General features: G+C 65.5%; 24 protein-coding genes, 2 tRNA genes and 1 pseudogene. 19 read left to right on the forward strand and 8 right to left on the reverse strand.

All coding sequences use genetic code 11. The features are described from left to right. Positions 1-3: 3 nt before the first annotated feature. The 3 genes from FXB38_RS20585 to tsaD form a co-directional block, all read right to left on the reverse strand. Positions 4-417 carry an EVE domain-containing protein gene (locus tag FXB38_RS20585; protein WP_148752808.1) on the reverse strand — a complete coding sequence of 138 codons (414 nt, stop codon included), beginning with the start codon at positions 415-417 and terminating at the stop codon, positions 4-6. A 2-nt stretch (positions 418-419) separates the two neighbouring features. Beyond that, the gene (locus FXB38_RS20590; protein ID WP_148752809.1) at positions 420-1,400 is read right to left on the reverse strand and encodes an NAD(P)H-dependent glycerol-3-phosphate dehydrogenase; all 981 of its coding nucleotides are present in this window, start codon (positions 1,398-1,400) and stop codon (positions 420-422) included. A 191-nt stretch (positions 1,401-1,591) separates the two neighbouring features. Further along, the gene (gene tsaD, locus FXB38_RS20595; protein ID WP_148752810.1) at positions 1,592-2,665 is read right to left on the reverse strand and encodes a tRNA (adenosine(37)-N6)-threonylcarbamoyltransferase complex transferase subunit TsaD; all 1,074 of its coding nucleotides are present in this window, start codon (positions 2,663-2,665) and stop codon (positions 1,592-1,594) included. Between the two features lie 152 nt (positions 2,666-2,817). Here tsaD and FXB38_RS20600 point away from each other — a divergent pair, with 152 nt between their 5' ends. From FXB38_RS20600 to FXB38_RS20620, 5 genes are all read left to right on the forward strand, one after another. Beyond that, positions 2,818-3,564, forward strand: coding sequence for a uroporphyrinogen-III synthase (locus FXB38_RS20600; RefSeq protein WP_148752811.1), 747 nt, complete (start codon positions 2,818-2,820; stop codon positions 3,562-3,564). Positions 3,565-3,629: 65 nt separating this feature from the next. Beyond that, complete coding sequence (locus FXB38_RS20605; RefSeq protein ID WP_148752812.1) at positions 3,630-4,850, forward strand: COG4223 family protein; 1,221 nt, start codon at positions 3,630-3,632, stop codon at positions 4,848-4,850. Positions 4,851-4,898: 48 nt separating this feature from the next. Continuing rightward, on the forward strand, positions 4,899-6,644 hold the full coding sequence (locus FXB38_RS20610; RefSeq protein WP_148752813.1) for a heme biosynthesis protein HemY: 1,746 nt from the start codon (positions 4,899-4,901) through the stop codon (positions 6,642-6,644). A 96-nt stretch (positions 6,645-6,740) separates the two neighbouring features. Beyond that, a tRNA-Thr gene (locus FXB38_RS20615) sits at positions 6,741-6,816 on the forward strand. Positions 6,817-7,011: 195 nt separating this feature from the next. Continuing rightward, the gene (locus FXB38_RS20620) at positions 7,012-7,368 is read left to right on the forward strand and encodes a hypothetical protein (protein WP_148752814.1); all 357 of its coding nucleotides are present in this window, start codon (positions 7,012-7,014) and stop codon (positions 7,366-7,368) included. Positions 7,369-7,443: 75 nt separating this feature from the next. Here the strand turns inward: FXB38_RS20620 and FXB38_RS20625 are convergent, their stop codons facing one another. Then, the gene (locus FXB38_RS20625) at positions 7,444-8,511 is read right to left on the reverse strand and encodes a polysaccharide deacetylase family protein (RefSeq protein ID WP_148752815.1); all 1,068 of its coding nucleotides are present in this window, start codon (positions 8,509-8,511) and stop codon (positions 7,444-7,446) included. A 253-nt stretch (positions 8,512-8,764) separates the two neighbouring features. Between FXB38_RS20625 and FXB38_RS20630 the strand changes: the two genes are divergently transcribed. Next, positions 8,765-9,061, forward strand: coding sequence for a hypothetical protein (locus FXB38_RS20630; protein WP_148752816.1), 297 nt, complete (start codon positions 8,765-8,767; stop codon positions 9,059-9,061). A gap of 176 nt (positions 9,062-9,237) precedes the next feature. Continuing rightward, positions 9,238-9,453: a hypothetical protein gene (locus FXB38_RS20635; RefSeq protein WP_148752817.1), complete on the forward strand. Its 216-nt coding sequence runs from the start codon at positions 9,238-9,240 to the stop codon at positions 9,451-9,453. A 4-nt stretch (positions 9,454-9,457) separates the two neighbouring features. Here FXB38_RS20635 and FXB38_RS20640 read toward each other — a convergent pair whose 3' ends face one another. After that, complete coding sequence (locus FXB38_RS20640; protein ID WP_148752818.1) at positions 9,458-11,146, reverse strand: MFS transporter; 1,689 nt, start codon at positions 11,144-11,146, stop codon at positions 9,458-9,460. A 137-nt stretch (positions 11,147-11,283) separates the two neighbouring features. On the opposite strand from FXB38_RS20640, the gene FXB38_RS20645 reads away from it, so the two are divergent. From FXB38_RS20645 to FXB38_RS43910, 7 genes and pseudogenes are all read left to right on the forward strand, one after another. Then, positions 11,284-12,666: a hydrolase gene (locus FXB38_RS20645; protein WP_187435019.1), complete on the forward strand. Its 1,383-nt coding sequence runs from the start codon at positions 11,284-11,286 to the stop codon at positions 12,664-12,666. Between the two features lie 34 nt (positions 12,667-12,700). Further along, positions 12,701-14,068, forward strand: coding sequence for a cytochrome P450 (locus FXB38_RS20650; protein ID WP_148752820.1), 1,368 nt, complete (start codon positions 12,701-12,703; stop codon positions 14,066-14,068). 50 nt (positions 14,069-14,118) lie between these two features. After that, positions 14,119-15,528, forward strand: a complete 1,410-nt coding sequence (locus FXB38_RS20655; protein ID WP_148752821.1) for an adenylate/guanylate cyclase domain-containing protein — start codon at positions 14,119-14,121, stop codon at positions 15,526-15,528. 146 nt (positions 15,529-15,674) lie between these two features. Continuing rightward, positions 15,675-16,163 carry a tellurite resistance TerB family protein gene (locus tag FXB38_RS20660; protein WP_148752822.1) on the forward strand — a complete coding sequence of 163 codons (489 nt, stop codon included), beginning with the start codon at positions 15,675-15,677 and terminating at the stop codon, positions 16,161-16,163. A gap of 229 nt (positions 16,164-16,392) precedes the next feature. Further along, positions 16,393-17,172 carry an SDR family NAD(P)-dependent oxidoreductase gene (locus FXB38_RS20665; RefSeq protein WP_148752823.1) on the forward strand — a complete coding sequence of 260 codons (780 nt, stop codon included), beginning with the start codon at positions 16,393-16,395 and terminating at the stop codon, positions 17,170-17,172. Positions 17,173-17,395: 223 nt separating this feature from the next. Then, positions 17,396-18,190, forward strand: a complete 795-nt coding sequence (locus FXB38_RS20670; RefSeq protein ID WP_148752824.1) for a glutamine amidotransferase — start codon at positions 17,396-17,398, stop codon at positions 18,188-18,190. Between the two features lie 120 nt (positions 18,191-18,310). Continuing rightward, positions 18,311-18,436, forward strand: a pseudogene (locus FXB38_RS43910) (enoyl-CoA hydratase); the annotation flags it as partial. A gap of 123 nt (positions 18,437-18,559) precedes the next feature. Here the strand turns inward: FXB38_RS43910 and FXB38_RS20680 are convergent. After that, a tRNA-Ala gene (locus FXB38_RS20680) sits at positions 18,560-18,635 on the reverse strand. A 185-nt stretch (positions 18,636-18,820) separates the two neighbouring features. Between FXB38_RS20680 and FXB38_RS20685 the strand changes: the two genes are divergently transcribed. Genes FXB38_RS20685 through folD form a run of 3 tightly spaced genes read left to right on the forward strand, consistent with a single transcriptional unit; the run spans position 18,821 to position 20,356 of the window. Beyond that, positions 18,821-19,111 (forward strand): YggT family protein, encoded by a 291-nt coding sequence (locus tag FXB38_RS20685; protein WP_148752825.1) that lies wholly within the window; start codon positions 18,821-18,823, stop codon positions 19,109-19,111. A gap of 26 nt (positions 19,112-19,137) precedes the next feature. Next, positions 19,138-19,470, forward strand: a complete 333-nt coding sequence (locus FXB38_RS20690; RefSeq protein ID WP_148752826.1) for a DUF167 domain-containing protein — start codon at positions 19,138-19,140, stop codon at positions 19,468-19,470. A gap of 1 nt (position 19,471) precedes the next feature. Further along, positions 19,472-20,356, forward strand: coding sequence for a bifunctional methylenetetrahydrofolate dehydrogenase/methenyltetrahydrofolate cyclohydrolase FolD (gene folD / locus FXB38_RS20695; protein ID WP_148752827.1), 885 nt, complete (start codon positions 19,472-19,474; stop codon positions 20,354-20,356). 103 nt (positions 20,357-20,459) lie between these two features. Here the strand turns inward: folD and ppa are convergent, their stop codons facing one another. Further along, positions 20,460-20,996, reverse strand: a complete 537-nt coding sequence (gene ppa, locus FXB38_RS20700) for an inorganic diphosphatase (protein WP_148752828.1) — start codon at positions 20,994-20,996, stop codon at positions 20,460-20,462. A gap of 180 nt (positions 20,997-21,176) precedes the next feature. Next, positions 21,177-21,686, reverse strand: coding sequence for a GNAT family N-acetyltransferase (locus FXB38_RS20705; protein ID WP_027533231.1), 510 nt, complete (start codon positions 21,684-21,686; stop codon positions 21,177-21,179). A gap of 266 nt (positions 21,687-21,952) precedes the next feature. On the opposite strand from FXB38_RS20705, the gene FXB38_RS20710 reads away from it, so the two are divergent. Then, positions 21,953-22,840 (forward strand): alpha/beta hydrolase family protein, encoded by an 888-nt coding sequence (locus tag FXB38_RS20710; RefSeq protein ID WP_148752829.1) that lies wholly within the window; start codon positions 21,953-21,955, stop codon positions 22,838-22,840. A gap of 43 nt (positions 22,841-22,883) precedes the next feature. After that, entirely contained in the window at positions 22,884-23,291 is a 408-nt protein-coding gene (locus FXB38_RS20715; protein ID WP_148752830.1) for a thiol-disulfide oxidoreductase DCC family protein, read from the forward strand. Positions 23,292-23,310: the final 19 nt, after the last annotated feature.

Here is a 23,310-nt window from a genome sequence, read left to right on the forward strand (position 1 = left end):
AGACTATAGTCCGCCCATCTTGCAAACCAGCTTCCATTCCTCGGCCGTCACCGGCTGCACCGACAGGCGCGAATATTTCACCAGCGCCATGTCGGCGAGTTTTTTCTCGGCCTTGATCGCGGCCATCGTCACCGGTGTCTTCAAGGGCTTGTCGGCCCTGATGTCGACGCAGACGAACTTTTCGGTCTTGTCGGTCGGATCCGGATAGGCCTCCTTGATGACTTCCGCGATGCCGACGATCTCCTTGCCCTCGTTGGAATGATAGAAGAACGCCTTGTCGCCCCTCTTCATCGCGACGAGGTTCTGGCGCGCGGTGTAATTGCGCACGCCGGTCCAGGCCTCGCCCTTGGCGCCCTTCGCGGCCTGCTGCTCCCAGGACCACGCCGACGGTTCGGATTTCACCAGCCAGTACGCCATGTTCATTCCTCTGCCTTGAACGGCCGTGTCAGCAGCCCCGAGATCGCGGCGTCGATCGTGCTCCTGCCGCTCAGGATCGCTGCGACCGCCTCTGATACTGGCATCTCGACGTTTTGCGAAGCCCCGAGTTCGATCAGCACCGGCGCGGTGAACTCGCCCTCGGCAAGCTTGCCGGCGGGCGGCTGCTCACCGCGTCCGAGCGCGAGGCCGAGCGCGAAATTGCGCGATTGTGGGCTCGAGCAAGTCAGGATCAGATCGCCGAGGCCGGACAGGCCGGTGAGCGTCTCGCTGCGGGCGCCGAGTGCGCGGCCGAGCCGCGCCAGTTCGCTGAAGCCGCGCGTGGTCAAGGCGGCGAGCGCGGAGGCGCCGAGGTTGCGGCCGACCACGATGCCGGCGGCGATCGCGAGCACGTTCTTGGCGGCACCGCCGATCTCGACGCCGCGGACATCCGTGGTGTGATAGGGCCGGAAGGTCGCCGAGCCCAGCGCCTGCACCAATGCGCCCGCCAAGGCCTCATCCTTTGCCGCCAGCGTCACCGCCGTCGGCAGGCCGCGCGCGACATCGTCGGCAAAGCTCGGACCCGACAGGATTGCGGGCAGCGCATGGGGCGCGGCTTCGGCGATCACATCGGTCATGAACTTGTGGGTGCCGTGCTCGATGCCCTTGGCGCAGGCGATGACCGGCACAGGCGTCGAGACGTGCGAGGCCACCATGTTGACCGCGCCGCGCAGATGCTGCGCCGGCGTCGCGATCAGCAGCATGTCGGCACGCGCGGCGAGCGACAGCTCGCTCGTCACCATGATCTCCGGCGCGAGCCGCACGCCGGGCAGCCGCGGATTGTCACGGGTAGATGCGATCCGCGCTGCATGTTCGGCGTTGCGCGCCCACAGCGTCACGTTCCGTCCGGCGCGCGCCGCCACCGTCGCCAGCGCCGTACCCCAGGCACCCGCGCCGATCACCGCGACGGACCGGAACGCAGTCATGGCGCGCTCCCTGCACTCCCTCTCCCCGCTCTTGCGGGGAGAGGGTTGGGGTGAGGGGCCTCTATCCACAAAGACGGCGAGAGCTGGAATCGCGGAGAGCCCCCCTCACCCGGATCGCATCTACGATGCAATCCGACCTCTCCCCGTAAGCGGGGCGAGGTGAAGCGGAGCTCGTGGCCGCACCACAGCATTCAGTATCCCGCCCGCGTCTTGCCGTAGCCTGCCGGCGCGGTCGCATTGGCGTCGAGCAGCCAGCGCGCGCGCGGCTGCGCCTCCATTGTATCGGTGAGGCCGAGCGCGAGGCGTTCGGCGCCGGCCCAGGCGATCATCGCGCCATTATCGGTGCAGAGCGCGGGCGGCGGTATGATCAGCTGCGTCTGCGCTTCGCGGGCAACGTCGAACAGCGCGCCGCGGATTGCCTGATTGGCGGCGACCCCGCCGGCCGCGACCAGCGCATGCGGCGCGCCGAATTGCTCCCGGAAAAGTCTGAGACCGACCCGCAGCCGGTCGGCCGTGGAATCCAGCACCGCGGCCTGAAAGCTCGCGCAGAGATCGTTGACGTCCTGCGGCGCGATCTCAACCAGCCGGTTCGCTTCGGTGCGGACTGCCGTCTTCAATCCCGACAGGGAGAAGTTGGCATCGGGACGTCCCTGCATCGGCCGTGGGAAGGCGAAGCGCGCCGCATCGCCGTTCGCGGCCGCGCGTTCGACCTGCGGGCCGCCTGGATAGGGCAGGCCCAGCATCTTCGCGACCTTGTCGAAGGCCTCGCCGATCGCGTCATCGACGGTGGTGCCGAGCCGCACATATTGGCCGACGCCGGTGACCGCGACAATCTGGGTGTGGCCGCCGGAGGCGAGGAACAGGCAGTAAGGAAATTCTACGCCATCGGTCAGACGTGGCGTCAGCGCATGCGCCTCGAGATGATTGACCGCGACCAGCGGCGTGTCGTGCACCATCGCGATCGCCTTTGCGGTGGTCAGCCCGACGATGACGCCGCCGATCAAGCCCGGGCCCGCAGCGGCCGCGACGCCGTCGAGCTGGGCATAGTCGATGCCGGCCTCGTGCATGGCACGGTCGATGATGCCGTCGAGCACGTCGACATGGGCGCGCGCCGCGATCTCCGGCACCACGCCGCCGAAGCGGGCATGCTCCTCGACCTGCGACCGCACGATATTGGACAGGATCCTGCCGCTGCCGTCAGGCGCGCGCTCGATCACGGCCGCCGCGGTCTCGTCGCAGGTGGTCTCGATGCCCAGTACCAGCATTGGCGAATTGTTATCCAATTTGCGCCCTTGCGCTCATCCGTAAAGCAGAGTTCTGGTACGTCCGGTAGCATTCCGGGGTTGGCTTGCGCAATCGTCACGCGCCGTCCTCCCTCGCGAATGCGTCGCCGCCACGTGGTCCGGGAACACAAGCGATGTCCATTCTTGTCACACGGCCGCATCCCGACAATGAGGCGACGGCGGAAAATTTGCGCGCGCGGGGACATGTGGTGTTGCTCGCGCCGGTGCTCAAGTTCGAGCCGGTCGCTTTCCATGACGAGAGTGAGACGGGCTATAGCGCCATCATCGTGACATCGGCCAATGCGATCCGCGCCGTCGTGCCGCAATTGCGGGACCTCGGCCTCTTGGAGCTGCCGCTGTTCGCGGTCGGCGAGCACACGGCTGCCGTGGCACGCGAAGTCGGCTTCGCGGACGTGATCGTCGCCGGCGGCGATGCCGCTTCCTTGCGCGACAAGGTGATGCAGAGCGCGCGCGCCAAGGTGCTGAAGAAAAAGAGTACGCTGCTTTATCTTGCGGGCGCCGATCTGTCGCGGGATCTCGGCGGCGAGCTCGGCGCGGAAGGCTTTAGCGTGGTCACTCAGACGACCTACCGTATGGTGCCGGTCAAGCTTCTGCCGCGCGACGTCTGCGACGGCTTTGCCGCGCATGGCATCGCGGCGGTGCTACACTACTCCCGGCGCAGTGCGCGGGCCTTCCTGGACGCGGCCCGGGACGAAGGCGTCGAAATCTCGGCGCTGGCGATCCCGCAATGCTGTCTGTCCGAGACGATCGCCAGCGTGCTGCGTGATGCCGGGGCATCGCAGGTCCTGGTGGCCGCGACCCCGGACGAAAATGCCCTGTTTGACGCCTTGGAGCGTGCGTTGCGGACCCGTTTGGCGTAAGAGGACGGGCCGAATCCGAGGCAATCGGGCTCGTCTCTGGTAGGAAAGTGTGAGGAACCGTCACGATGGCCGACGACAAGCCTGAAGACGCAGGATTGGCCCCCGAGTCCGGCCGTGCCAAGCGCACCCCGCCTACCATCGACCTCGAGGCGACCGAAGTCTCCACCCAGCCGCAGGATGTGGCGGGTGAGCCGGAGGCGCAGCCTTCGGCCGAGCGAGCAAACGCCGAGCAGACCGGTGGTGAAGATGCCAAGGTCGAGACAACCAAGGCCGCGCCGGAGCATGGCGAGGCGCAGGCCGCCGCTGCATCGGGCGCCATTTCTCCCTGGGTCATCGCGCCATTTTCCGGCGCGGTTGCAGCTGCAGTCGTGATCGCGGTCGGCTGGGCGCTGGGTTGGCCCGCGGTGCAGGCGCCGCCGGCCACGCCGCAAGTGACGAGTGCCACGGTCGATGCGCTGGGCGGACGTGTCGCCGCAGTCGAAGCCAGGACGGGCAAGCCCGCCGCCGATCCGGCCGTCGTCGCGCGGCTCGATGCGCTGGACAAATCCGTCGGCACCCTGCGCGGCGACATCGCCAATTTGCGCGCGCAATCCGACAAGACCGCGAGCGCATTGAACGACGCGAAATCCGCGTCGGGCGACGCGGCGGCCTCGTCCGGCCTCGCCGCCCTTGACGACCGCATCTCCCGGCTCGAGCGCGCCAGCACCACCGCGCGCGCGGAGCTCGCACAGCAGGGCGAAAAGATCGCCGATGCCAAGGTGATGGACGACAAGTCGTTGCGCTACGTGGTCGCCGCCACCCTGCTCGACGTTGCCGTTCGCCACAATGATCCCTATGAGGCGCAGCTCACTGCTGCGCGGTCGCTCGCGACCAAGCCCGAACTGCTGAAGCCGCTTGATGCGTTTGCCGCGTCAGGGATTCCGACGCCGGTCGCTCTGACCCGCGAGCTCCTCAACATCGTGCCGAAATTGTCACCGCCGCCGGAGGCGCCGAGCAGCAATGCCGGCATCGTCGAGCGCCTTCAGGCGGGAGCGTCAAAGCTCGTCCGCATCGAGCGCACCGACGGCGTCGGCAATGGCCGCGGCGCCATCGTCGCGCGGGTCACGGCCGCGGCGCTGCGCAACGATTTCGTCGAGGCGCGCCGCGAGCTGAAGACGCTGCCCGAGACCGATCGCGTGCCGGCACAAGCCTGGCTCGAGAAGGCCGACGCGCGCGATGCCGCGCTCGCGGCGTCCCGCAAATTCGCCGACGACGCTCTCGCTGGTCTCGCCAAGCCTGGTCAATAGGCCTGGTCAATAAGATTCGCGCAACGATCCGCGCGTATAGGGATAGCCATGCTTCGCATCGTTCTCTTCCTTGTTCTGATTGCGCTCGCAGGCGCCGGCGCGGCCTGGGTTGCCGATCAGCCCGGCGATGTCGTGCTGACCTGGGGCGGTTTCCGGGCTTCACCGAGCATTCCGGTGTTCGTGCTCTGCCTCGGCATATTCGCAGTCCTGATCGTCTTGCTCTGGAGCATCCTGACCGTGATCTGGCGCGCACCGGGGCGGATGCGCCGCCGCCGGCATGAAAAGCGTCATGCCCGCGGCCGCCACGCCATCACCCACGGCCTGCTCGCGATCGGTCATGGCGATACTGCGCTGGCCCGCCGTCACGCCGAAGCGGCGCGACGACACGCGCCGAACGATCCGCTTGCGCTTCTCCTGCACGCGCAATCGGCTCAGCTCGACGGCAATCGCGACGCGGCGCAGCGCGCCTTCCGCGCCATGGCCGAGCGCGAGGATACCCGGCTGCTCGGCCTGCGCGGCCTGTTCATCGAGGCGCAGCGCGCCGACGATGCGGTCGGCGCCGTGATGATCGCGGAGGAAGCGATCAAGCTGTCGCCGTCCTCGACCTGGGCCTCGCATGCGGTGCTCGGCTTTCGCTGTGCGCGCGGCGACTGGAGCGGCGCGCTCGCGATCCTGGATTCGAACCTGTCCGCGGGCCTGATCGACAAGCAGGGCTACCGCCGGCAGCGCGGCGTGCTGCTGACGGCGCGCGCGCTGGAATTGGAGACGATGGATCGCGACGTCGCGCGCGAGAGCGTCATGGAAGCCGTCAAGCTTGCGCCGACCCTGGTGCCGGCGGCGGTGCTCGCCGCGAAATTCGAGAGCGAGGCGCATCAGGTGCGCCGCGCCATGAAGCTGGTCGAGGCTGCCTGGCTTGTCAATCCGCATCCTGATCTTGCCGACGCCTATGCGCATGTCAAACTCGGCGATGCCGCGCGGCAGCGCCTGCAGCGGATCGAGACGCTCGCGGCGAAAACGCCGGCGGACAAGGCCGGCCATGTCGAGGGCCAGCTTGCGATCGCGCGCGCCGCGATCGATGCGTCCGAGTTCGCCCGTGCGCGCAAGGTGCTGGCGCCCTACGTCAACGATCCGACCCAGCGCGTCGCGCTGCTGATGGCCGAGCTCGAGCGCACCGAGCATGGCGACGGCGGCCGTGCCCGCGCCTGGACCTTGCGCGCGGTGCGCGCCCGTCACGACCCGGCCTGGACCGCGGACGGCTATGTCAGCGAACGCTGGCGTCCGGTCTCTCCGGTCACCGGCCGGCTCGACGCCTTCCAGTGGCAGACGCCGGTGGCGAGCCTGCCTTCGGACAAGAGCACGACGATCGAGTCCTCCGCCTTCGAGGAAGCCATGCTCGCGGCCCCCCCGCCGAAGCGGGTAACCGTAGCCAACGATGCGCCGGCGGAACCGGCCGTGATCGCGCCGATCGCAACCCCAGCCCCTGCTCCGGCCGCGCAGGACAACGCGCCCCCGGCGGTCGAGGAAGAACCGGGGGTGACACCTGCTGAGCCGGTCGAGCCGGTCCCTGAGGCCGCCGAATCATCGCCGCTGGCGGCAACCCCGGTGTTCCGGGCCCGTGCCGACCTCGGCAAGCCCATACAGGCGCCGATCCAGGCCATCATCCCGATCGTTCGGGCGCCGGATGATCCCGGCATCGATGACGACGGTCCGAGCGATGAATTTACGGAACAAATCGGTACACCCAAGGCCCAGGCCGGCGGCTGGCGCGGATTCTGGTCGCGCTGGGGCGCGTGAGCCGCATTCGCCTGCCGCTTGTCCTTGCCAATCCGGGCCATGCCCGATATCAGGAGCGCGTATCGGGGCCGGCATCGCCCGGGCCCGGCAGGGTTCGCCGCAATAGCTCAGCTGGTAGAGCACGTCATTCGTAATGACGGGGTCGGGGGTTCGAGTCCCTCTTGCGGCACCAGCACTCAGATTTCATCCGATCGTCACAAGCCCAGGTTTTGCCCACTGAGGCCCGCGCGCCCGTGATCGCGCTCGATGCTTGTGTCACTGCGGTGCGCTGCTGAAATCGGAGACGGCGGCCTGCGTGATTGTCATCACATAACCTCGCGCACCTCTCCCGTAGTGTCGCGGTCACGCAAACACGGGGAGATTTCACATGCGCAAGATCATTCTGGTTGCCGCCATGGTTCTATCCGCCCAGGCAGGCGGCGCACGCAGCCTCTCGCTGGCCGCGGCCAATGAGCAGGCCCCGGCTGCACAAGCGGCCGCGCCGACGACCGCAACGACCGAGGTGAGCGAAGTCGCGCCAGTGTCCGACGCTCCGAAATATGTCGATCGCCCGCCGGCGGTTTCGGCCACGGCACCGGCCGCGGCGAACACGACGACGTTGGCGCCTGCCGGGTCCCAGCCTGCGCCCAAGTCCACCGCGAAAGCCGACAAGCCCAGGCACACGCGGACGTGGACCGAAGGCCGCATCATCAGCGAGCTGCACCGCCACGGCGTCTACTGGTAAGCGGCGGCGTGACACTCCCAAAATGGAAATGGCCGGGCTGAGCCCGGCCATCATGCTCGTCGAAACCTGACGCGCTCAGCGCTGCGAAACCGTCTGCACCACGCTCGAGACCGGGCGCGCGTTGGTCGCGCTGGACGCAGGCACCTTCAACTCCCTGAGCACCGCTTCGTCATACTCGGGCAGCGAATCGAATGTCGTCTTCGCCTTGATCTGCACGACCTTGTAGCCACCGGCCTTGAGCCGCGCGAGCAGCGTCGGCAGCGCTTCGCCGGTGCGCTTCTGGAAGTCATGCATCAGGATGATGCCCTTGCCGAGCTTGTCGAGCTTGGTCATCACGTTGCTGATGATCTTGTCCGGCGTGCTCTCCTTGCGGAAATCGAAGGAGTCGACGTCGGTCGAGAAGATTCCGAGGTTGCGGCTGCCGAGATAGCCCACGAGCGCCGGATTCTGCTGAAGCTGCGGGAAGCGGAAGAACGGCGACGGATTGGTGCCGAGCGCCCATTTCACCGCACTGAATCCCTTCTCGATTTCGTCCTTGGCTTCCTGCTCCGTCATCTTCTTGCCGTTGAGATTGACGTGCGACCAGGTGTGCGCGCCCACCGTGTGGCCTTGGGCCAGAACCTGACGCAGGATCTCCGGATGCCAGGTGGCGTGCTTGCCGACCGAGAAGAACAGGCCCTTAGTGCATTCATCGGCCAATGCCTTCAGCACGGCGGGCGTGTTGTGCGGCCACGGACCGTCGTCGAAGGTCAGCACGACCTCCTTGTCGGCAAGGAAATCAAACTGCTTGAACTGCTCGAAGCCAAAGCCCGGGCCGCCCGTCGTGTCGATTTCGACCACGCGCGAGACGCCCAATGCATTCGGATTGGTGCAGGTCGTCGTCTGCTGAACCGGTGCCACCGCCGGTGCGGGCGCTGGCGCGGACCCGGCGGCAGGAGCGGCGGGTTTGCCCGCGAGCGCCGCAGTGGTCTCGACGTCGTCCTTGGCGGCAAGCTTGGCCGGCGCCGGCAGAGGATCGGCCGCACGGGCGGCTGTTGTCTTGGGAGCGCCCTGGTCGGCGCGCGAGGAATAAAAATACCAACCTCCGGCGATCACGACCGCCGCAAGGACACTGGCCAGCATCAGGCCCAACGCATTACGCATCGCTACTCTTTCCAAATACGCAACCAAACCAGCGGAATTGCCCGCGCGCCCGGCCATTAATGCGAAGGAACAGTTAACGTGACACCAACACGACAGCGGTTGCGGTGGAATTTCAGATGAATGCGCCAAAGTGACCGATGTCACGGAGAGTGGGCCGCCCGTGACGGTGATCACAGTGGAAAGGATTTTGGAGGAGCATGGTCATTCCCATCAACAACGGGCCCGCTTCCCGCGGTGCCAATGGGAGCTTCGAATGACCACCTCGTCCTTCACCGCCAAGATCCGCGACACCGGCCTGGCTCTGGGCTTTGCCGCCATCGTCTCGATCATCTCGACCACCTCGGGCTTCGCCTTCTCGGCCGAAGCGCAGCAGATGTGCACCGGCGACGCCTTCCGCCTGTGCTCGTCGGAAATCCCGAACATTCCGAAGATCACCGCGTGCATGACGAAGCATCGCTCCGATCTGAGCGCCGGCTGCCGCGCCGTGATGGACAAGGATCTTGCCAAGGGCGCCTCACGCAAGGTCGCTGACGCCCAGGACGGTCAATAACAGCGCAACGATAGCGTCGTTGCGTCGGTTAGCTCCCCACGCGATGTGCCCCGGTGCCAAGCCGAGGCCACGCGGCAATCAGCCTGCAAAGTCAGCCTGCCAATAAAGCCGTTGCGGCTCCTGCATCACCGCTCTAGCTTCGCCCGCACATCTTTCCGGGTACAAGGTATTACGCGATGAGCCGATTTCTTTTCATTCTTCCCTTGATACTGTGCGCATCCGGCGCTTCAGCGCAGCAGCAGCCCGGCCACGATGCCTGCGCGCGCGACGTCACGCGTCATTGCCGCGCCGTGATGAATAGTGGCGATAGCGCCGTGCTCGCCTGCCTGAAGCAGAACCGCGCCAAGCTGAGCAAGGCCTGCGACAAGGTGCTGACGGAGCACGGGCAGTAAAGGCCTACGTACTGCTGCCCGCCGCCGTCGCGACCACCGGCAGCACCTCGGCGTTGGCGCGATCCGGCGTCTCTTCCTTCCAGCGCACTGAGCCGAACGGCCGCTCCAGCATGCGGCGGATCCGCACCGGATCGGGGCCGATGTGGAAATCGATCGCCTGCTGATGCAGCGCGCGTTCGGACTGGGTCGAACGGTTGCGCTGGCGTAAGTAATCGAACCAGGTCGGGCAGTGATAGCGCTCGGTCCACAATTCGGGATCGGCGATGTCCCGCGCGATCGACCAGCCATAGGCGCCGTTGCGCTGCCGGGAGAGCTGCACGTCCTGCATCACATTGTGGAAGGCGCGCGCGTTCGCTTGGGAGACGCGATATTCGATCTCGACCACCAGCGGTCCGCTGCGCCCGGTCAGTGACAGCTTGACTTCGGGATCGGCCAGCACCTCGGCATCCTCGTTGCGGGCGCCGACGCGCGGCATCGCAAGCCAGATTCCCAGCAGCGGCGAGAGCAGCATCAGACCGGCGGCCACCAGCAACGCGACCTCGACGCCGGCATAGTCGGTGAGATGGCCCCAGCCCCAGGCCCCGATCGCGATGCCGCCGGAGATCGAAGCCTGGAACGCGGCGAGGGATCGCCCCGCGACCCAGCGCGGCGCCGAAAGCTGCACACCGATATTGAACAGTGCGACGGAGGCCATCCAGACCGCGCCGGCCAGCACCAGCGCAGCCGCGGTCAGCACCGGCTCGCTGGAGAGCGCTAGCGCCGCCATCGCAAACGCCATCGTGATCGTGCAGGCGCGGATCGCGGACTCGCCGCTCATGCGCTTGCGCAATTCGTGGATGTTGAGCGCGCCGACGACGGCGCCCATGCCGAAAGCGCCGAGCATGATGCCGTAGGTCTGCGCGCCGCCATGCAGGAGGTCGCGCGCGACCAGCGGCATCAGTGCCATCACGGCACCGCCGCACAGGCCCATCACCAGCGTACGCAACAGCACGATCTTGATCGGCGGCGAGTTGGTGATGTAGCGGAAGCCCGAGACCATCGCACGGTTGAGCCTTTCCCGTGGCAGGCGCGAGGGCTCGGTCGTCCGCTGCCAGAGCAGCAGCACCACCAGCAGCGGCAGATAGAGGATCGCGTTGCAGGCAAACGCCGCCACCGCCCCGAGCGCGGCGACGATGACGCCGCCCACCGCGGGGCCGAAGCTGCGTGCGATATTGTAGCTGATGCCGTTGAGCGCGACGGCCGATGGCAGGGCTTCGGGCGGCACCTGCTCGCTGACCGAGGACTGCCAGGCCGGTCCGAACAGCGCATTGCCGCTGCCGACGACGAAGCAGAAGGCCAGCAGCGTCTCCGGGGTGATAAGCTTGAGCCCGGCCAGGACGGTGAGGGCGGACGCGCCGATCAGCGCGATCATGAGCGAGACCAGCGTCACGATGCGCCGGTCATACATGTCGGCGATGGCGCCGGCCGGCATCGAGATCAGCATGATCGGCAGCATCAGGGCGGTCTGCACCAGCGCCACCTTGTCGGCGGAGGCCGCCATCTGCGTCATCGCCCAGGCCGCGCCCACGCCCTGGATCAGGAGGCCGAGATTGGAAAGCAGGCTCGCGAGCCAGATACGCCGGAACACGGTATACCGCAGCGGCGCCGCAATGCCGTCGGTGGAGCGTCTCTGGCGGTTGGTCTGCTCGGTCATATCCTCTTACAACTCGTCTGGCAGAAATGACTTCAATGATTTCGGCATCTCCAGTGATGCCTGCGAAAGTCCTTCGCTGTCCAGTGGTTAGGCCGCTATAAGCGGTGCAAAGACATGGTTCTGACGGGGAGGAACAGATGAAGCTGTCACGACGGACGATCCTGCAGGGTGCGGGTGGCCTGGCTTTCGCGGTTGCGAGCTTCCGCGGCGATGCGCTGGCGCAAGCGCCGTCAGCGGCCCGGAGTCCAGACAACAACCCTGAGGTGCCGCCGATCCTGTTCGTCCATGGCAATGGCGACTACGACGCACTCTGGATGACGACGCTGTGGCGGATGGAATCCAACGGCATCGCGCGTGACAGCATGATGGCGATCAATTTCACCAATCCCAGCGCGCGCAGCGACGATACGGTCGAGCAAGCCAACCGCTCCTCGACCGAGGATCAGCGCCGCGAGCTTGCCGCCGCCATCGCCGAGCTGAAGCGCCGCACCGGCGCGTCGCGCGTCGCGCTGGTCGGCAATTCGCGCGGTGGTAACTCCATCCGCAACGTCATCAAGAACGGGGGCGCCGGCGACGTCAGTCACGCCGTCCTGTGCGGCACGCCCAATCACGGCGTGTTTGCGCTCGATGATCTCCTCGGCAGCGAGTTCAACGGACGCGGACCCTTCCTGCGCGGCCTGAACGACGGCGACAGCGAGGTGACGCCGGGCACGGCTTTCCTCACCCTGCGCAGCGACGGCATGGACAAATATGCGCAACCCGATGGCCGCTTCATGGGCAAGCCGGGCATGCCGACAAACGTCACCGCCGAGGGGCCGGAGCTGAAGGGCGCGACCAATCTTGTGCTCGGCACGATCGACCATCGCGAGACGGCTTATCACCCGCGCGCTTTCCGGGAGATCTACAAGTTCATCGCCGGCCGCGAACCTGCGCGCATCGCGATCGCGCCAGAGCAGACCGTTCACATCAGTGGATTGGTCACGGGCGCGGTAGACGGTGTGCCGACCAATCGCCCCGTGGCCGGGGCGGTGGTGGAGATCAACTATGTCGACCGCGAGAGCGGGGAGCGAAGGGGCGATGTGGTGCACCGCGCGACGACGGGCGCCGACGGCCGCTGGGGGCCGGCCACGGTCGATCCGACCTCGCCGCTCGAGATCGTCCTGACTACGCCGGACGCCCCGATTACGCATTTCTACCGCTCGCCCTTCCCGCGCTCCTCCGACGTCGTGCATCTGCGCGCCGCGCGCCCGTTCATGCCGGCGGACAAGGACGCCGGCGCGGTCGTGATCATGACACGCCCGCGCGGCTATTTCGGCCTGCCGCGCGACATCGTCCTGTTCGACGGCCAGGAGCCCGCCGACGTCCATCCGGGCGTGCCCACGGATGCGGCAGCAACCCTGCGCCTTCCGGCCAGCGAGGTCGGGCGCAATATCGTGGCCCAGTTCAACCAAGAACGAATTGTGGCACGCGCCTGGCCGGCCTCCGAGAACAGGATTGCGGTTGCCGAACTGACTTACTAGCTAATTGCCTGCGTGAGGTCTGCGGGAGAGAGCCATGAACATCGCCAGCGTGCGTCGGCCCATCATCCCCCCGACCCCGCCGCGCGCGCCGGACAATCTGTCGTTCTTCGGCCGGCTTGCGGTGATCAAGCAGAACATGATCGCCACCTGGGGGCAGCGCGCCTATGAGGAAGAGATCATCCAGGGCCGCTTCCTCCTGCACAAGAGCTTCATCCTGAACCAGCCGGATGCGATCCGGCACGTCCTGCTCAGCAATTACGAGAACTATACGCGGACACCGGCGGGCATCCGCATGCTGCGTCCCGTGCTCGGTGAAGGTCTCCTGCTCGCCGAGGGCCACGCCTGGACGCATCAGCGCCGGACGCTCGCACCCGCCTTCACGCCGCGCGCCACCGCCAATCTCGTCCCGCACATGACGGCGGTGCTCGACGAGACCATCGCGAAGCTGGATGCGCGCACGAACGAGCCGATTGATCTGCGCGAGATCATGCAACGCATGACGCTGGAGATCGCCGGCCGCACGATGTTCTCGTTCGGCATGGACCGGCACGGTCCGACCTTGCGCAACTTCGTCATGGAATATGCCGAGCGGCTCGGGCGGGCCTACTTCCTCGACATGGTGCTGCCGGTCTCCTGGCCGACGCCGATGGATCGAGCCCGCGCCCGCTTCCGTACCCGCTGGACCGAATTCGTCGCGATGCTGATCGCCGAGCGGCGGGCGGCGGGCAAGAATGAGGGCGCGCCGCCGCGCGATCTGTTCGATCTCATGAACGAGGCGCGCGATCCTGAAACCGGCAAGGGCTTTTCAGACGAGCAACTCGTCGACGAGGTTGCGACCATGATCCTCGCAGGTCATGAGACGACCGCGACCGCGCTGTTCTGGGCGCTTTACCTGCTGGCGCTCGATCCTGATACGCAGGAGGAGGTCGCCTCCGAGACAAGCGGCGAGCATCTCGACAGCATGGCCGATATCGACCGGCAAAAATTCACCCGCGCCGTGGTCGATGAGACCATGCGGCTCTATCCGCCGGCCTTCCTTGTCGCCCGGGCCGCGCGCGGCAAGGACGTTGTGGCCGGTGCTAAAGTCAGCAAGGGCGACATCATCATGATCGCGCCCTGGCTGCTGCACCGGCACGAGAAGCTGTGGGATCAGCCGAACGCGTTCATTCCAAAGCGCTTCATGTCGAAAGAGGCGCCCGATCGCTTCGCCTATCTGCCGTTCGGCGCGGGCCCGCGCGTCTGTGTCGGCGCGCCGTTCGCGCAAGCCGAATCCGTGCTGGCGCTGGCGCGACTGATCGGCGCGTTCCGCGTCGAGCTGGCCGACACAATTCCCGTGATCCCGCATGGTGTCGTCACGACCCAGCCGGATCACTCACCCATGTTCCGCATCACGCGCAGGTGACAGGCGTTCGTCTGGCTAATGGCGTGATCCACCCTAGATAGAGTTGCGCCATGAGCGATATTCAAGCCCAGCTTTCGGTCCTGAAGCAGACCGCCGACCCGAAGGCGGTTGATGCGATTCAATACCTCATCGGTCACGGTGAGGATCACGAGCTCAATCGCGTCAATGTGCTCGATTTCTCCAGGCAGCATGGCGTGGATGAGGAGCGCGCGATCTCGGCCTTCCTGCATTCGGCACGGCTCGGGTTGTTCGATCTCGGCTGGAACGTGCTGTGCCCGGGATGCGGCGGCGTGCTGGGGGCGCACTCGACGCTGAAGGCACTGAAGCCGGACGATTATCACTGTGCGCTTTGCGCCTGCGGCTACAAGGCCTCGGTCGATGACCAGGTCGAAGTCTCCTTCACGGTGAATCCGCGCGTGCGCCATATCGCGGCGCACGACCCCAACTCGCTTCCGGTGTGGGAGTATTTCAAGCAGGTGTTCTGGAGTTCGGGCGTCGACTTCAACAAGGAGTCGTTTGCCACGCTCGCCAACGAGGTGACGCTCGATACGATGGAGTTGCCGGCCGGCGAGAAGGCGACGATGTCGCTGCAACTGCCGAACGATTTCATCATCATCTTCGAGCCGGTGACGCACGCCGCCCATTTCATCGACGTCCAGGGGGAGCCGACCAAGGACCGCCAGCAGCTCGCCATCATGTACAACAGGGTGCAGGCTCCGACCGGCACCGCGACGATGCGGCCGGGCCCGCTGCGGCTGTCGCTGGAGAACCAGGCCGGCGTCCGCGTGCTGCCGTCGGTGTTCATCGCGGCCGAAGCGCTCCATCATCTGATCGGCAAGCGCAAGCCGTTCCTTACCGCCAAGCGGATGCTGTCGAACCAGACTTTTCGCGATGTCTTCAAGGCGGACAATCTCAGCCTCGATCAGCGGCTCCAGATCACCTCGCTGACCTTCCTGTTCACCGACCTCAAGGGCTCGACCGCGCTCTACGAGCGCGTCGGCGATCTTGCCGCTTTCGATCTCGTGCGCGCGCATTTCCATGCGCTGCTGGAGATCATCTCGTCCGAGAAAGGCGCGGTGGTGAAGACGATTGGTGATGCCGTGATGGCGACCTTCGTCCGTCCCGAGCATGCCATCGTCGCGGGCCTGCGGATGCGCGCGGCGATGGACCAGCTCAACAAGCAGCGCGGCACCGCTGATCTCATCGTCAAGATCGGCATCCATGAAGGTCCGTGCCTCGCGGTGATGCTCAATGAGCGGCAGGATTATTTCGGCCAGACCGTCAACATCGCCGCGCGCGTGCAGAGCCTGTCGACCGCGCGGGAGATCCATATCACCGGCCCGGTGCTGGATGCGCCGGCGGTCGCCGAGGTTTTGCAGCAACGTGCCATCAAGCCGATCCAGAAGCAGGCAGCGCTGCGCGGCATCGCCGACAAGATGGTGGTGTACGAGATACCGTGAGGCCTTTGCGCATTAGCGCTACCCAGATTGCCGAAACGTAATGCAGCGCGCGGAACTGACGCATGTTGCGCCGGTTGAGTTTCCCACTCATATAATGCCGGTAGCGGCCGCGTTCCCCGCGGCGTCATCGATTCAGGTAGGATCTTATGCTCGACGGCCTGCGCCAATTCATCGCCGACATTATTGCTCCTCATGCCCAGGACCGCGCCTTCGGCGATAGCGATTATCGGCTGGCGGCCACCGCACTCCTGGTCCACGTGGTTTCGCTGGACGGGCAGCCGACGCAGGCCGAGCAGAGCAAGCTGCACAATCTGATCGAAAGCCATTTTAAGCTCGACCGTGGCGCGGCCGACCGGCTGATTGCGGATGCGACTGAGGTCGAGGGCGAGGCGGTCGATCTTTATCACTTCACCAGCGCGATCATGCGCTCGCTCGACGAAGAGGGCCGCAAGCGCATCGTGCAGATGATGTGGGAGCTGGTCTATGCCGACGGCGAGGTCACCGAGTTCGAGGACAACGTCGTCTGGCGCGCCTCCGACCTGCTCGGGATTTCCCAGCGCGACCGGATCGATCTCAAGCACGCGGTCGCGAACCGCGCCGGCGGTCAGGTCAAAGATGGCGCGCTCGGCGGCTGAGCTGTCGCCAACGCGGCATGATTTCCGGTTGTATGGACCACATGACGAAACTTTAATGTAGCCTCCGGACCTCACGTTTCCGGATTCCCCTGCAAATCCGCGGTTTCTTCTGCTCCCTGTTGCCCGCTCAGGCCGCCATGCTGCCAGCGCCGCTTGCCTGTCGCGCGTGGCCTATGCTCCAGTTCCGCCATTACGAAGGTCAAAAACTTCAATTCAAGAGACTGCGATCGTGACTGAGCGGGTAACCTTGATCACCGGCGCCTCGGCGGGCATCGGCACGGAGCTGGCGCGTGTGTTCGCCGCGAACGGACACCGGCTCGCGCTGACGGCGCGACGTGCCGACCGGCTCGAGGCGCTCGCAAACGAGCTCACCGCCAAGTGTGGCAAGAAGCCGATCGTGATCGCCTGCGACCTGCAGCAAGCAGATGCCGGCGAAAGGATCGCCGCCGCGCTCGCTGCCGAAGAGGTCGAGCTCGACAACCTCGTCAACAATGCCGGCTTCGGCGTGTTCGGCGACGCCATCGAGCGCGACCGCGACGAGCAGGTCGGCATCGTCGACGTCAACGTCCGCGCGCTGACTGATCTGTCGCTGCGCTTTGCCGATCAGCTCATCCGGAACAAGGGCGGTCTGCTCAATGTCGGCTCCGTCGCGGGCTTCCTGCCCGGTCCCGGCATGGCGGTCTATTACGCGTCCAAGGCCTATGTGATCTCGCTCACCGAGGCCCTGCGGGCGGAGCTCGCGCCGCGCGGCGTTCGTGTCACCGTGCTCTGCCCGGGTCCGGTGCCTACCGAATTCCAGGCCCGCGCCGGCGTCGGCTCCGGGCACGATACGGCGATTCTCAATGTCCCCGCCGCCGATGTCGCGCGGCAGGCCTATCGTGGCCTGATGGCGAATAAACGGGCCGTGCTGCCGGGTCTCGGTATCAAGATCGTGCCGTTCGCACTGCGTTTCTTCCCGCGCGGCTTCATCCTGTTCGCCACCAGCCGGTTCCAGCGGCAAAGACGCTAGAGCCCGTTCCGATGGAATCGGAACAGCTCTGGCTTCTTGTTTGACGCGTTTTCTTGACGCGAACCGGGATCCACTTCGCTCGAAAACGCTCTGACGAACGCCCGAAGCACCCGTAGTGGCCCGGAGCTTGCTTCAATGTCGGGGCGTGTGTGCGCGAACTCACACGATGTTAACCGTCGCTTAGCTATGCTGGCGGCTTGAACCGATAGCACTCGCAGAGACCATGTCGTTTCGGACGGACAGGTTTGGTGGCGCAGAATTGGTGCCCTTCCCCAGAAGGACGCCGAGCGCGGCCGCCTCAGAGCACCCTCTGCCGGTTCTGATCGTCCTGCACCAGGAATCCTCGACGCCCGGCCGCGTCGGCAACGCGCTGCGCGCGCTCGGCCATCATCTCGACATCCGCAGGCCGCGCTTCGGCGATCCCCTGCCCGACACGCTCGACCGGCATGCCGGCGCCGTGGTCTTCGGCGGCCCGATGAGCGCCAACGATCCCGACGACTACGTCCGCCGCGAGATCGACTGGATCCAAATTCCACTCCGCGAACAGCGGCCGTTCCTCGGCATCTGCCTGGGCGCGCAGATGCTGGCGATGCAGCTCGGCGCACGCGTCGCGCCGCATGCACAGGCACTGACCCAGATCGGCTACTACCCGATCCGCCCGACCGCGGCTGGCCGCGCGCTCTGCGCGGACTGGCCGGCGCAGGTCTATCACTGGCATCGCGAGGGATTTCAGTTGCCTTCCGGCGCCGAATTGCTTGCGGAAGGCGATGATTTTCCGATCCAGGCGTTCCGCACCGGCAATGCCTTCGGCGTGCAGTTTCATCCCGACGTGACCTACGCAATGATGCATTGCTGGACCACGCGCGGCTATGACGGTCTCAGCGCGCCTGGCGCGCGCGAACGGCATCATCATTTTGCCGATCGCGCGGTCTACGATGCCGCGGAACGCGTCTGGCTCGATCGTTTCATCGACGGCTGGCTGGCGTACCGGCCTGTGCTGGCGCAAGCCGCCGAGTGATCGCGCGTTCGCGCAAGTCCTTGGTGCAAGTCCTTGGTGCAAGTCCTTGGCGCAAGTCCTTGCCTCATCCCTGGATATGCTAGGCTCGTTGCCAACGAGCGCGCGCGAACGCGTGCCGGCCAGACCCTCAGTGGGGCGACCATCGAGGCGAACCGGGAGATGATGGTGGCGTTGAACGGCAGCGATTTTCGCGAGGGGGTCGCAAGCTTCATGGAGAAGCGGCCGCCGCGCTTTACGGGGAAGTAGGGAAGCACTCCGTGGATAGGTCCGCCGTCGCCCTGCGGGCTATGCCGGGACAGCCTTCGCTCACTTCGCTGCGAGGTAGCTCGGCTGGCTTGCCTAGCCGTAGCTCGCGTAGCGAGCGAAGGCTGGTGGAGCCAGGCGGGATCGAACCGCCGACCTCGTCATTGCGAACGACGCGCTCTCCCAGCTGAGCTATGGCCCCTTTGCTGGCCGCTCTGGTAAACGCGGCCGACAACCGGGCGCCATTTAAGTCCCTGCCAAGGTCAAGTCAAGGACGGGTGCAACCCGGTTTTAGCCATCCGGGCACCGACCTCCCTTGTTTGGGCCGGGGGGAACCGGTATCTAGCCAAGACCCGTCCCACGACTGGCCCAGAGAGTGTTTCGCTGATGCGCCCGATAGTCTTCATTCTGATCCAGATCATCAATCTCTACATCTACCTGCTGATCGCATCGGCAATCCTGTCCTGGTTGATCGCGTTCAATGTCGTGAATACCCGCAACCAGTTCGTCGGCGCGGTCTGGGAATTTCTCTATCGGATTACCGAGCCGGTCCTCGGCCCTATCAGGCGCCGGCTGCCTGCGATGGGCGGGCTCGATCTGTCTCCGATCGTCGCCTTCTTCGTGCTTTGGCTGATCCAGCTCTATCTCGCCGAGTACGTCTATCCGAACGTGCCCTAGTCCGGCGAAACCGTGATGGAGCCTCGATGGATCCTTGGCGGATCTCCACCACGGGCGTCAGCATCGCGTTGCGGGTGACGCCGCGGGGCGGACGTGACGGCGTCGACGGGGTCGAACAGCTCTCCGACGGCCGCAGTGTGCTGAAGGTGCGTGTGCGTGCCATCGCCGATGGCGGCGAGGCCAATCGCGCCGTGCTGGTGCTGCTGGCGAAATCGCTTGGCGTACCCAAGGCCAGCGTCACTCTTTTGTCGGGGACGACGTCGCGGCTGAAGCAGGTCGCCATCGCGGGCGATCCGGCACGACTTACCGAGGCGTTGCGCGAGCTCGCTTCCGTCAAATCGACAGGCATAAGGAACTGACATGACGGCCACGATCATCGATGGAAAAGTCATCGCCGCGGACCTTCGTGCGCGCGTCGCGGACGAGGTCGCCCGCGTCAAGCGCGACCACGATCTGGTGCCGGGCCTCGCAGTGGTCCTGGTCGGCAACGATCCCGCCAGCGAAGTCTATGTCCGCTCCAAGCATACGCAGACCCAGGCAGCCGGCATGGCCTCGTTCGAGCACAAGCTGCCGGTGGACGTCTCGCAAGCCGATCTGCTGGCCGTGGTCGCAAAGCTCAATCGCGATCCCGCCGTGCACGGCATTCTCGTGCAATTGCCGTTGCCCAAGGGGCTGGACACAGAGGCGGTGATCAATGCCATCGATCCTGCCAAGGATGTCGACGGCCTGCATCCGAACAATGCCGGGCGGCTCGCCGGCGGCTTCGCGGCGCTGTCGCCCTGCACCCCGCTCGGCTGCATCATCCTGACCAAGAGCGTGCACCCTTCCCTCGAGGGCATGAACGCCATCGTGATCGGCCGCTCCAATCTGGTCGGCCGCCCGCTGGTGCAGTTGCTGCTGAACGAGAACGCGACGGTGACGATCGCCCATTCGCGCTCGCGCGACCTGCCCGGACTCGTGAGGCAGGCTGATCTCGTCTATGCCGCGGTCGGCAAGCCCGAGATGGTGCGCGGCGACTGGCTGAAGCCGGGTGCGACCGTGATCGATGTTGGCATCAACCGCATGCCGAAGGCCGACGGCAAGACCCGCCTCGTCGGCGATGTCGCCTATCAGGAAGCGCTTGGCGTTGCCGGTGCGGTGACGCCGGTGCCGGGTGGCGTCGGCCAGATGACGGTCGCCTGCCTGCTCGTGAACACGCTGCGCGCAGCTTGTGCGATCGCTGGGGTGCCAAGGCCAGCGGTGTAGCGCCACTCTCGTGTCCCGGACGCGACGCTGAGCCGGGACCCATGGCACCGCTGTACTGGGGCCCCGGCTCAGCAGCGCATCGTTTCACGCTGCGCTCAAAAACTCACGCCTTCTTTTTCTTCTCGCGCTCGATGCCTTCGAGGATCAGCTTCTGCGCTTCCTCGGGGCCGCCCCAGCGCATGATCTTCACCCACTTGCCCTTCTCGAGATCCTTGTAGTGCTCGAAGAAGTGCTGGATCTGCTGCAGCGTGATATCGGGCAGGTCGGAATACGACCTCACCTTGTCGTAGCGCTGCGTCAGCTTTGACGACGGCACCGCCAGAATCTTCTCGTCGCCGCCGGCCTCGTCCTCCATGAACAGCACGCCAACCGGGCGCACGCTCATGACGGCACCGGGGATGATGGCGCGGGTGTTGATGATCAGCACGTCGCAGGGGTCGCCGTCATCGGACAGGGTGTGCGGGATGAAACCGTAGTTTCCGGGGTAACGCATCGGCGTGTAGAGGAAGCGGTCGACCACCAGCGTGCCGGCTTCCTTGTCCATCTCGTATTTGATCGGTTCGCCGCCCACGGGGACTTCAATGATGACGTTGACGTCCTCAGGGACGTTTTTTCCGATCGAGACCGCATCGATACGCATTAAATAGGCTCCGTTGTCGCCGAGGTTAAATCGCGCCCGGCAGCGATTTTGGCGCTGTCATACGCGGGCTTGGCCCCCCAATCCATCGTGTTTTTTGAAATAATGAATCCAGCGATCACCGGCACAAAAAGCAACGGGTATCGACGAATGGGCAGCGCTGCCGATTAAGGTTTCAGCAGGTCAATTGGTCCAGGCGAAGGCAACCTTGTCGAGCGACTTCGGCCCGAACCGCTCCGAGGAGCGCGCCACCATGCGGCCGCCCAAGGCACGGTAGAACTCGGTCGCCGGATCGTTGTCCGAGAGCGCCCACACCACCATGCTCTTCAGATTGCTCTGCATGAGGTCGCGGCGGGCGGCGGTGAACAGGCGACGGCCGAAGCCGAGGCCCTGAAACTCGGGGCGCAGGTACAGCTCATAGATCTCGCCGTCGAAATGCAGGCTGCGGGCGCGATTGCGGCCGTAGTTCGCGTAACCCGCGATCTTGTCGCCGAACACCAGCACGCTGACGCGGCTGCCCTTGCGGATCGCGCTGTCCCACCACTGCGGACCGCGACGGTTGATCAGCTTCTCCAGCTCGGCGCCAGGAATGATGCCCTGATAGGCGGAACGCCAGGCTTCGTCATGGGTGGACGCCACCGCAGTTGCATCTGCAGCTTTGGCCGGCCGGACCTCGATCAGGGTTGTGCTCATGGAGGCGATCAAACCAAGTCGCCGCGCCGGCGGCAAGACCTATCGTTAATTATCGGTTAACCTGTGGACTTTCTGCATCAGTATTTTAACCATGTTGTACCGAAAAAAGACAAGCCGCCATTTCGAACGGCAGTGGTCTGCCATGCGCCGGTGCAAAACTCCGCGGTCTCAGCGAACGAACGGCGATGGCAACGCAGAAAGTCCGCCCAGAGTGATTCGTTCCGAATACTCTGGCCTGTGTCATCCGTGTTCGTCCTCGGTCATTCATGCGGCTCCTCGATACCCTTGCTCTCCTTCTGCTGTCCGTGCTGACGGCGCAGCCTCTGAGCGCTCAGGTCACGTTCGGGGCAGCGGGCGCAGAGAGCGAGCCGTTCCGGCGGCAGGAATGGCGCGTGCCGTCCCCGGATACCGACATTGCCGCACGCGCGCTGCTGTTTCGTCCCGCCGATGCCGGTCCGTTTCGGCTTGCGGTGATCGCACATGCGTCGACACAAAACGTGTTGCGTCGCGCACAAATGCCGCAGCCGGAATATCGCGCACTCGCAGCGTTTCTCGTCGCGCGCGGCTTTGCCGTGCTGGTGCCGGAGCGACTCGGCCATGGCGCGACCGGCGGCCGCTATGTCGAAGACCAGGGCGGCTGCGACGAAGCGGACTACGCACGCGCGGGCCGCGCGACAGCGGAGCAAATTTCGCTCGCGCTGGACTATCTGCAAAAGCAGGCTTTTATCCGCAAGGATGCCGCGGTCGTGATCGGCCATTCGGCCGGCGGCTGGGGCGCGCTGGCGCTTGCGAACGCCGATCCGAAACGGATTTCCGCGATCGTCGCTTTTGCGCCAGGGCGCGGCGGCCATGCCAACGATGAACCGAACCGGATTTGCGCGCCACATACGCTTCTCGCGGCTGCGGCCGAATTCGGCAAGGGGGGGCGCATTCCCGTCACATCGCTGGTCGCAGTCAATGACAGCTATTTTGCGCCCGCATTTTCGAAAGAGCTGGCGGATGCGTTTCGCAGCGGCGGCGGCAAGGACGATGTTCGCATCCTGCCGGCCGTGGGCAGCGAGGGGCACTGGATGATCGAGACCGAGGCCGGCGTCCGAGCCGCAAGCAGCGAGCTCGCGCGTGCGCTAAAGCTGGTGGTGGCGAACAGGCCATGACGCTGTATTTCCTGGTCGCGCCCCGGATGTTGGATAATCGCTGATGCAAAAATGGCCTGATGACGACGTGATCCTGTTCGACGGCGTCTGCATCTTCTGCTCGCGCTGGGTGCGGTTCGTCGCGCAGCGCGACACGACGAAGCGCTTTCGGTTCACGCCCATTCAATCGGACTATGGGGCAAAGCTCGCGCGGACGTTCGGCATCGATGCCGACGATCCCGATACCAATGCGGTGGTCCATGGCGGCGAGGTGTTTATGAAGTCCGATGCCGCGCTGACGGTGCTGTCGCATCTGCCAGGCTGGAGCTGGACGCACGCGCTGTTCGCCGTGCCGAAGCCGCTGCGGAATGCAATGTACGGCCTCATCGCGCACAACCGCTATCGCATTTTTGGGAAGTATGATGCGTGCTTCGTTCCCGATGCCGATTTGCGGGCACGGGTGATCGAGTAGCTCGTCATTGCGAGCGCAG

Origin of the sequence: Bradyrhizobium cytisi (assembly GCF_008123515.1) — a bacterium.
GTDB classification, from domain to species: domain Bacteria; phylum Pseudomonadota; class Alphaproteobacteria; order Rhizobiales; family Xanthobacteraceae; genus Bradyrhizobium; species Bradyrhizobium cytisi.

Coding starts and splice junctions, on each gene's coding strand:
- FXB38_RS20585 (WP_148752808.1), bottom strand. CDS start 417: ATGGCGTACTGGCTGGTGAAATCCGAACCGTCGGCGTGGTCCTGGGAG.
- FXB38_RS20590 (WP_148752809.1), bottom strand. CDS start 1,400: ATGACTGCGTTCCGGTCCGTCGCGGTGATCGGCGCGGGTGCCTGGGGT.
- tsaD (WP_148752810.1), bottom strand. CDS start 2,665: ATGCTGGTACTGGGCATCGAGACCACCTGCGACGAGACCGCGGCGGCC.
- FXB38_RS20600 (WP_148752811.1), top strand. CDS start 2,818: ATGTCCATTCTTGTCACACGGCCGCATCCCGACAATGAGGCGACGGCG.
- FXB38_RS20605 (WP_148752812.1), top strand. CDS start 3,630: ATGGCCGACGACAAGCCTGAAGACGCAGGATTGGCCCCCGAGTCCGGC.
- FXB38_RS20610 (WP_148752813.1), top strand. CDS start 4,899: ATGCTTCGCATCGTTCTCTTCCTTGTTCTGATTGCGCTCGCAGGCGCC.
- FXB38_RS20620 (WP_148752814.1), top strand. CDS start 7,012: ATGCGCAAGATCATTCTGGTTGCCGCCATGGTTCTATCCGCCCAGGCA.
- FXB38_RS20625 (WP_148752815.1), bottom strand. CDS start 8,511: ATGCGTAATGCGTTGGGCCTGATGCTGGCCAGTGTCCTTGCGGCGGTC.
- FXB38_RS20630 (WP_148752816.1), top strand. CDS start 8,765: ATGACCACCTCGTCCTTCACCGCCAAGATCCGCGACACCGGCCTGGCT.
- FXB38_RS20635 (WP_148752817.1), top strand. CDS start 9,238: ATGAGCCGATTTCTTTTCATTCTTCCCTTGATACTGTGCGCATCCGGC.
- FXB38_RS20640 (WP_148752818.1), bottom strand. CDS start 11,146: ATGACCGAGCAGACCAACCGCCAGAGACGCTCCACCGACGGCATTGCG.
- FXB38_RS20645 (WP_187435019.1), top strand. CDS start 11,284: ATGAAGCTGTCACGACGGACGATCCTGCAGGGTGCGGGTGGCCTGGCT.
- FXB38_RS20650 (WP_148752820.1), top strand. CDS start 12,701: ATGAACATCGCCAGCGTGCGTCGGCCCATCATCCCCCCGACCCCGCCG.
- FXB38_RS20655 (WP_148752821.1), top strand. CDS start 14,119: ATGAGCGATATTCAAGCCCAGCTTTCGGTCCTGAAGCAGACCGCCGAC.
- FXB38_RS20660 (WP_148752822.1), top strand. CDS start 15,675: ATGCTCGACGGCCTGCGCCAATTCATCGCCGACATTATTGCTCCTCAT.
- FXB38_RS20670 (WP_148752824.1), top strand. CDS start 17,396: ATGTCGTTTCGGACGGACAGGTTTGGTGGCGCAGAATTGGTGCCCTTC.
- FXB38_RS20685 (WP_148752825.1), top strand. CDS start 18,821: ATGCGCCCGATAGTCTTCATTCTGATCCAGATCATCAATCTCTACATC.
- FXB38_RS20690 (WP_148752826.1), top strand. CDS start 19,138: ATGGATCCTTGGCGGATCTCCACCACGGGCGTCAGCATCGCGTTGCGG.
- folD (WP_148752827.1), top strand. CDS start 19,472: ATGACGGCCACGATCATCGATGGAAAAGTCATCGCCGCGGACCTTCGT.
- ppa (WP_148752828.1), bottom strand. CDS start 20,996: ATGCGTATCGATGCGGTCTCGATCGGAAAAAACGTCCCTGAGGACGTC.
- FXB38_RS20705 (WP_027533231.1), bottom strand. CDS start 21,686: ATGAGCACAACCCTGATCGAGGTCCGGCCGGCCAAAGCTGCAGATGCA.
- FXB38_RS20710 (WP_148752829.1), top strand. CDS start 21,953: ATGCGGCTCCTCGATACCCTTGCTCTCCTTCTGCTGTCCGTGCTGACG.
- FXB38_RS20715 (WP_148752830.1), top strand. CDS start 22,884: ATGCAAAAATGGCCTGATGACGACGTGATCCTGTTCGACGGCGTCTGC.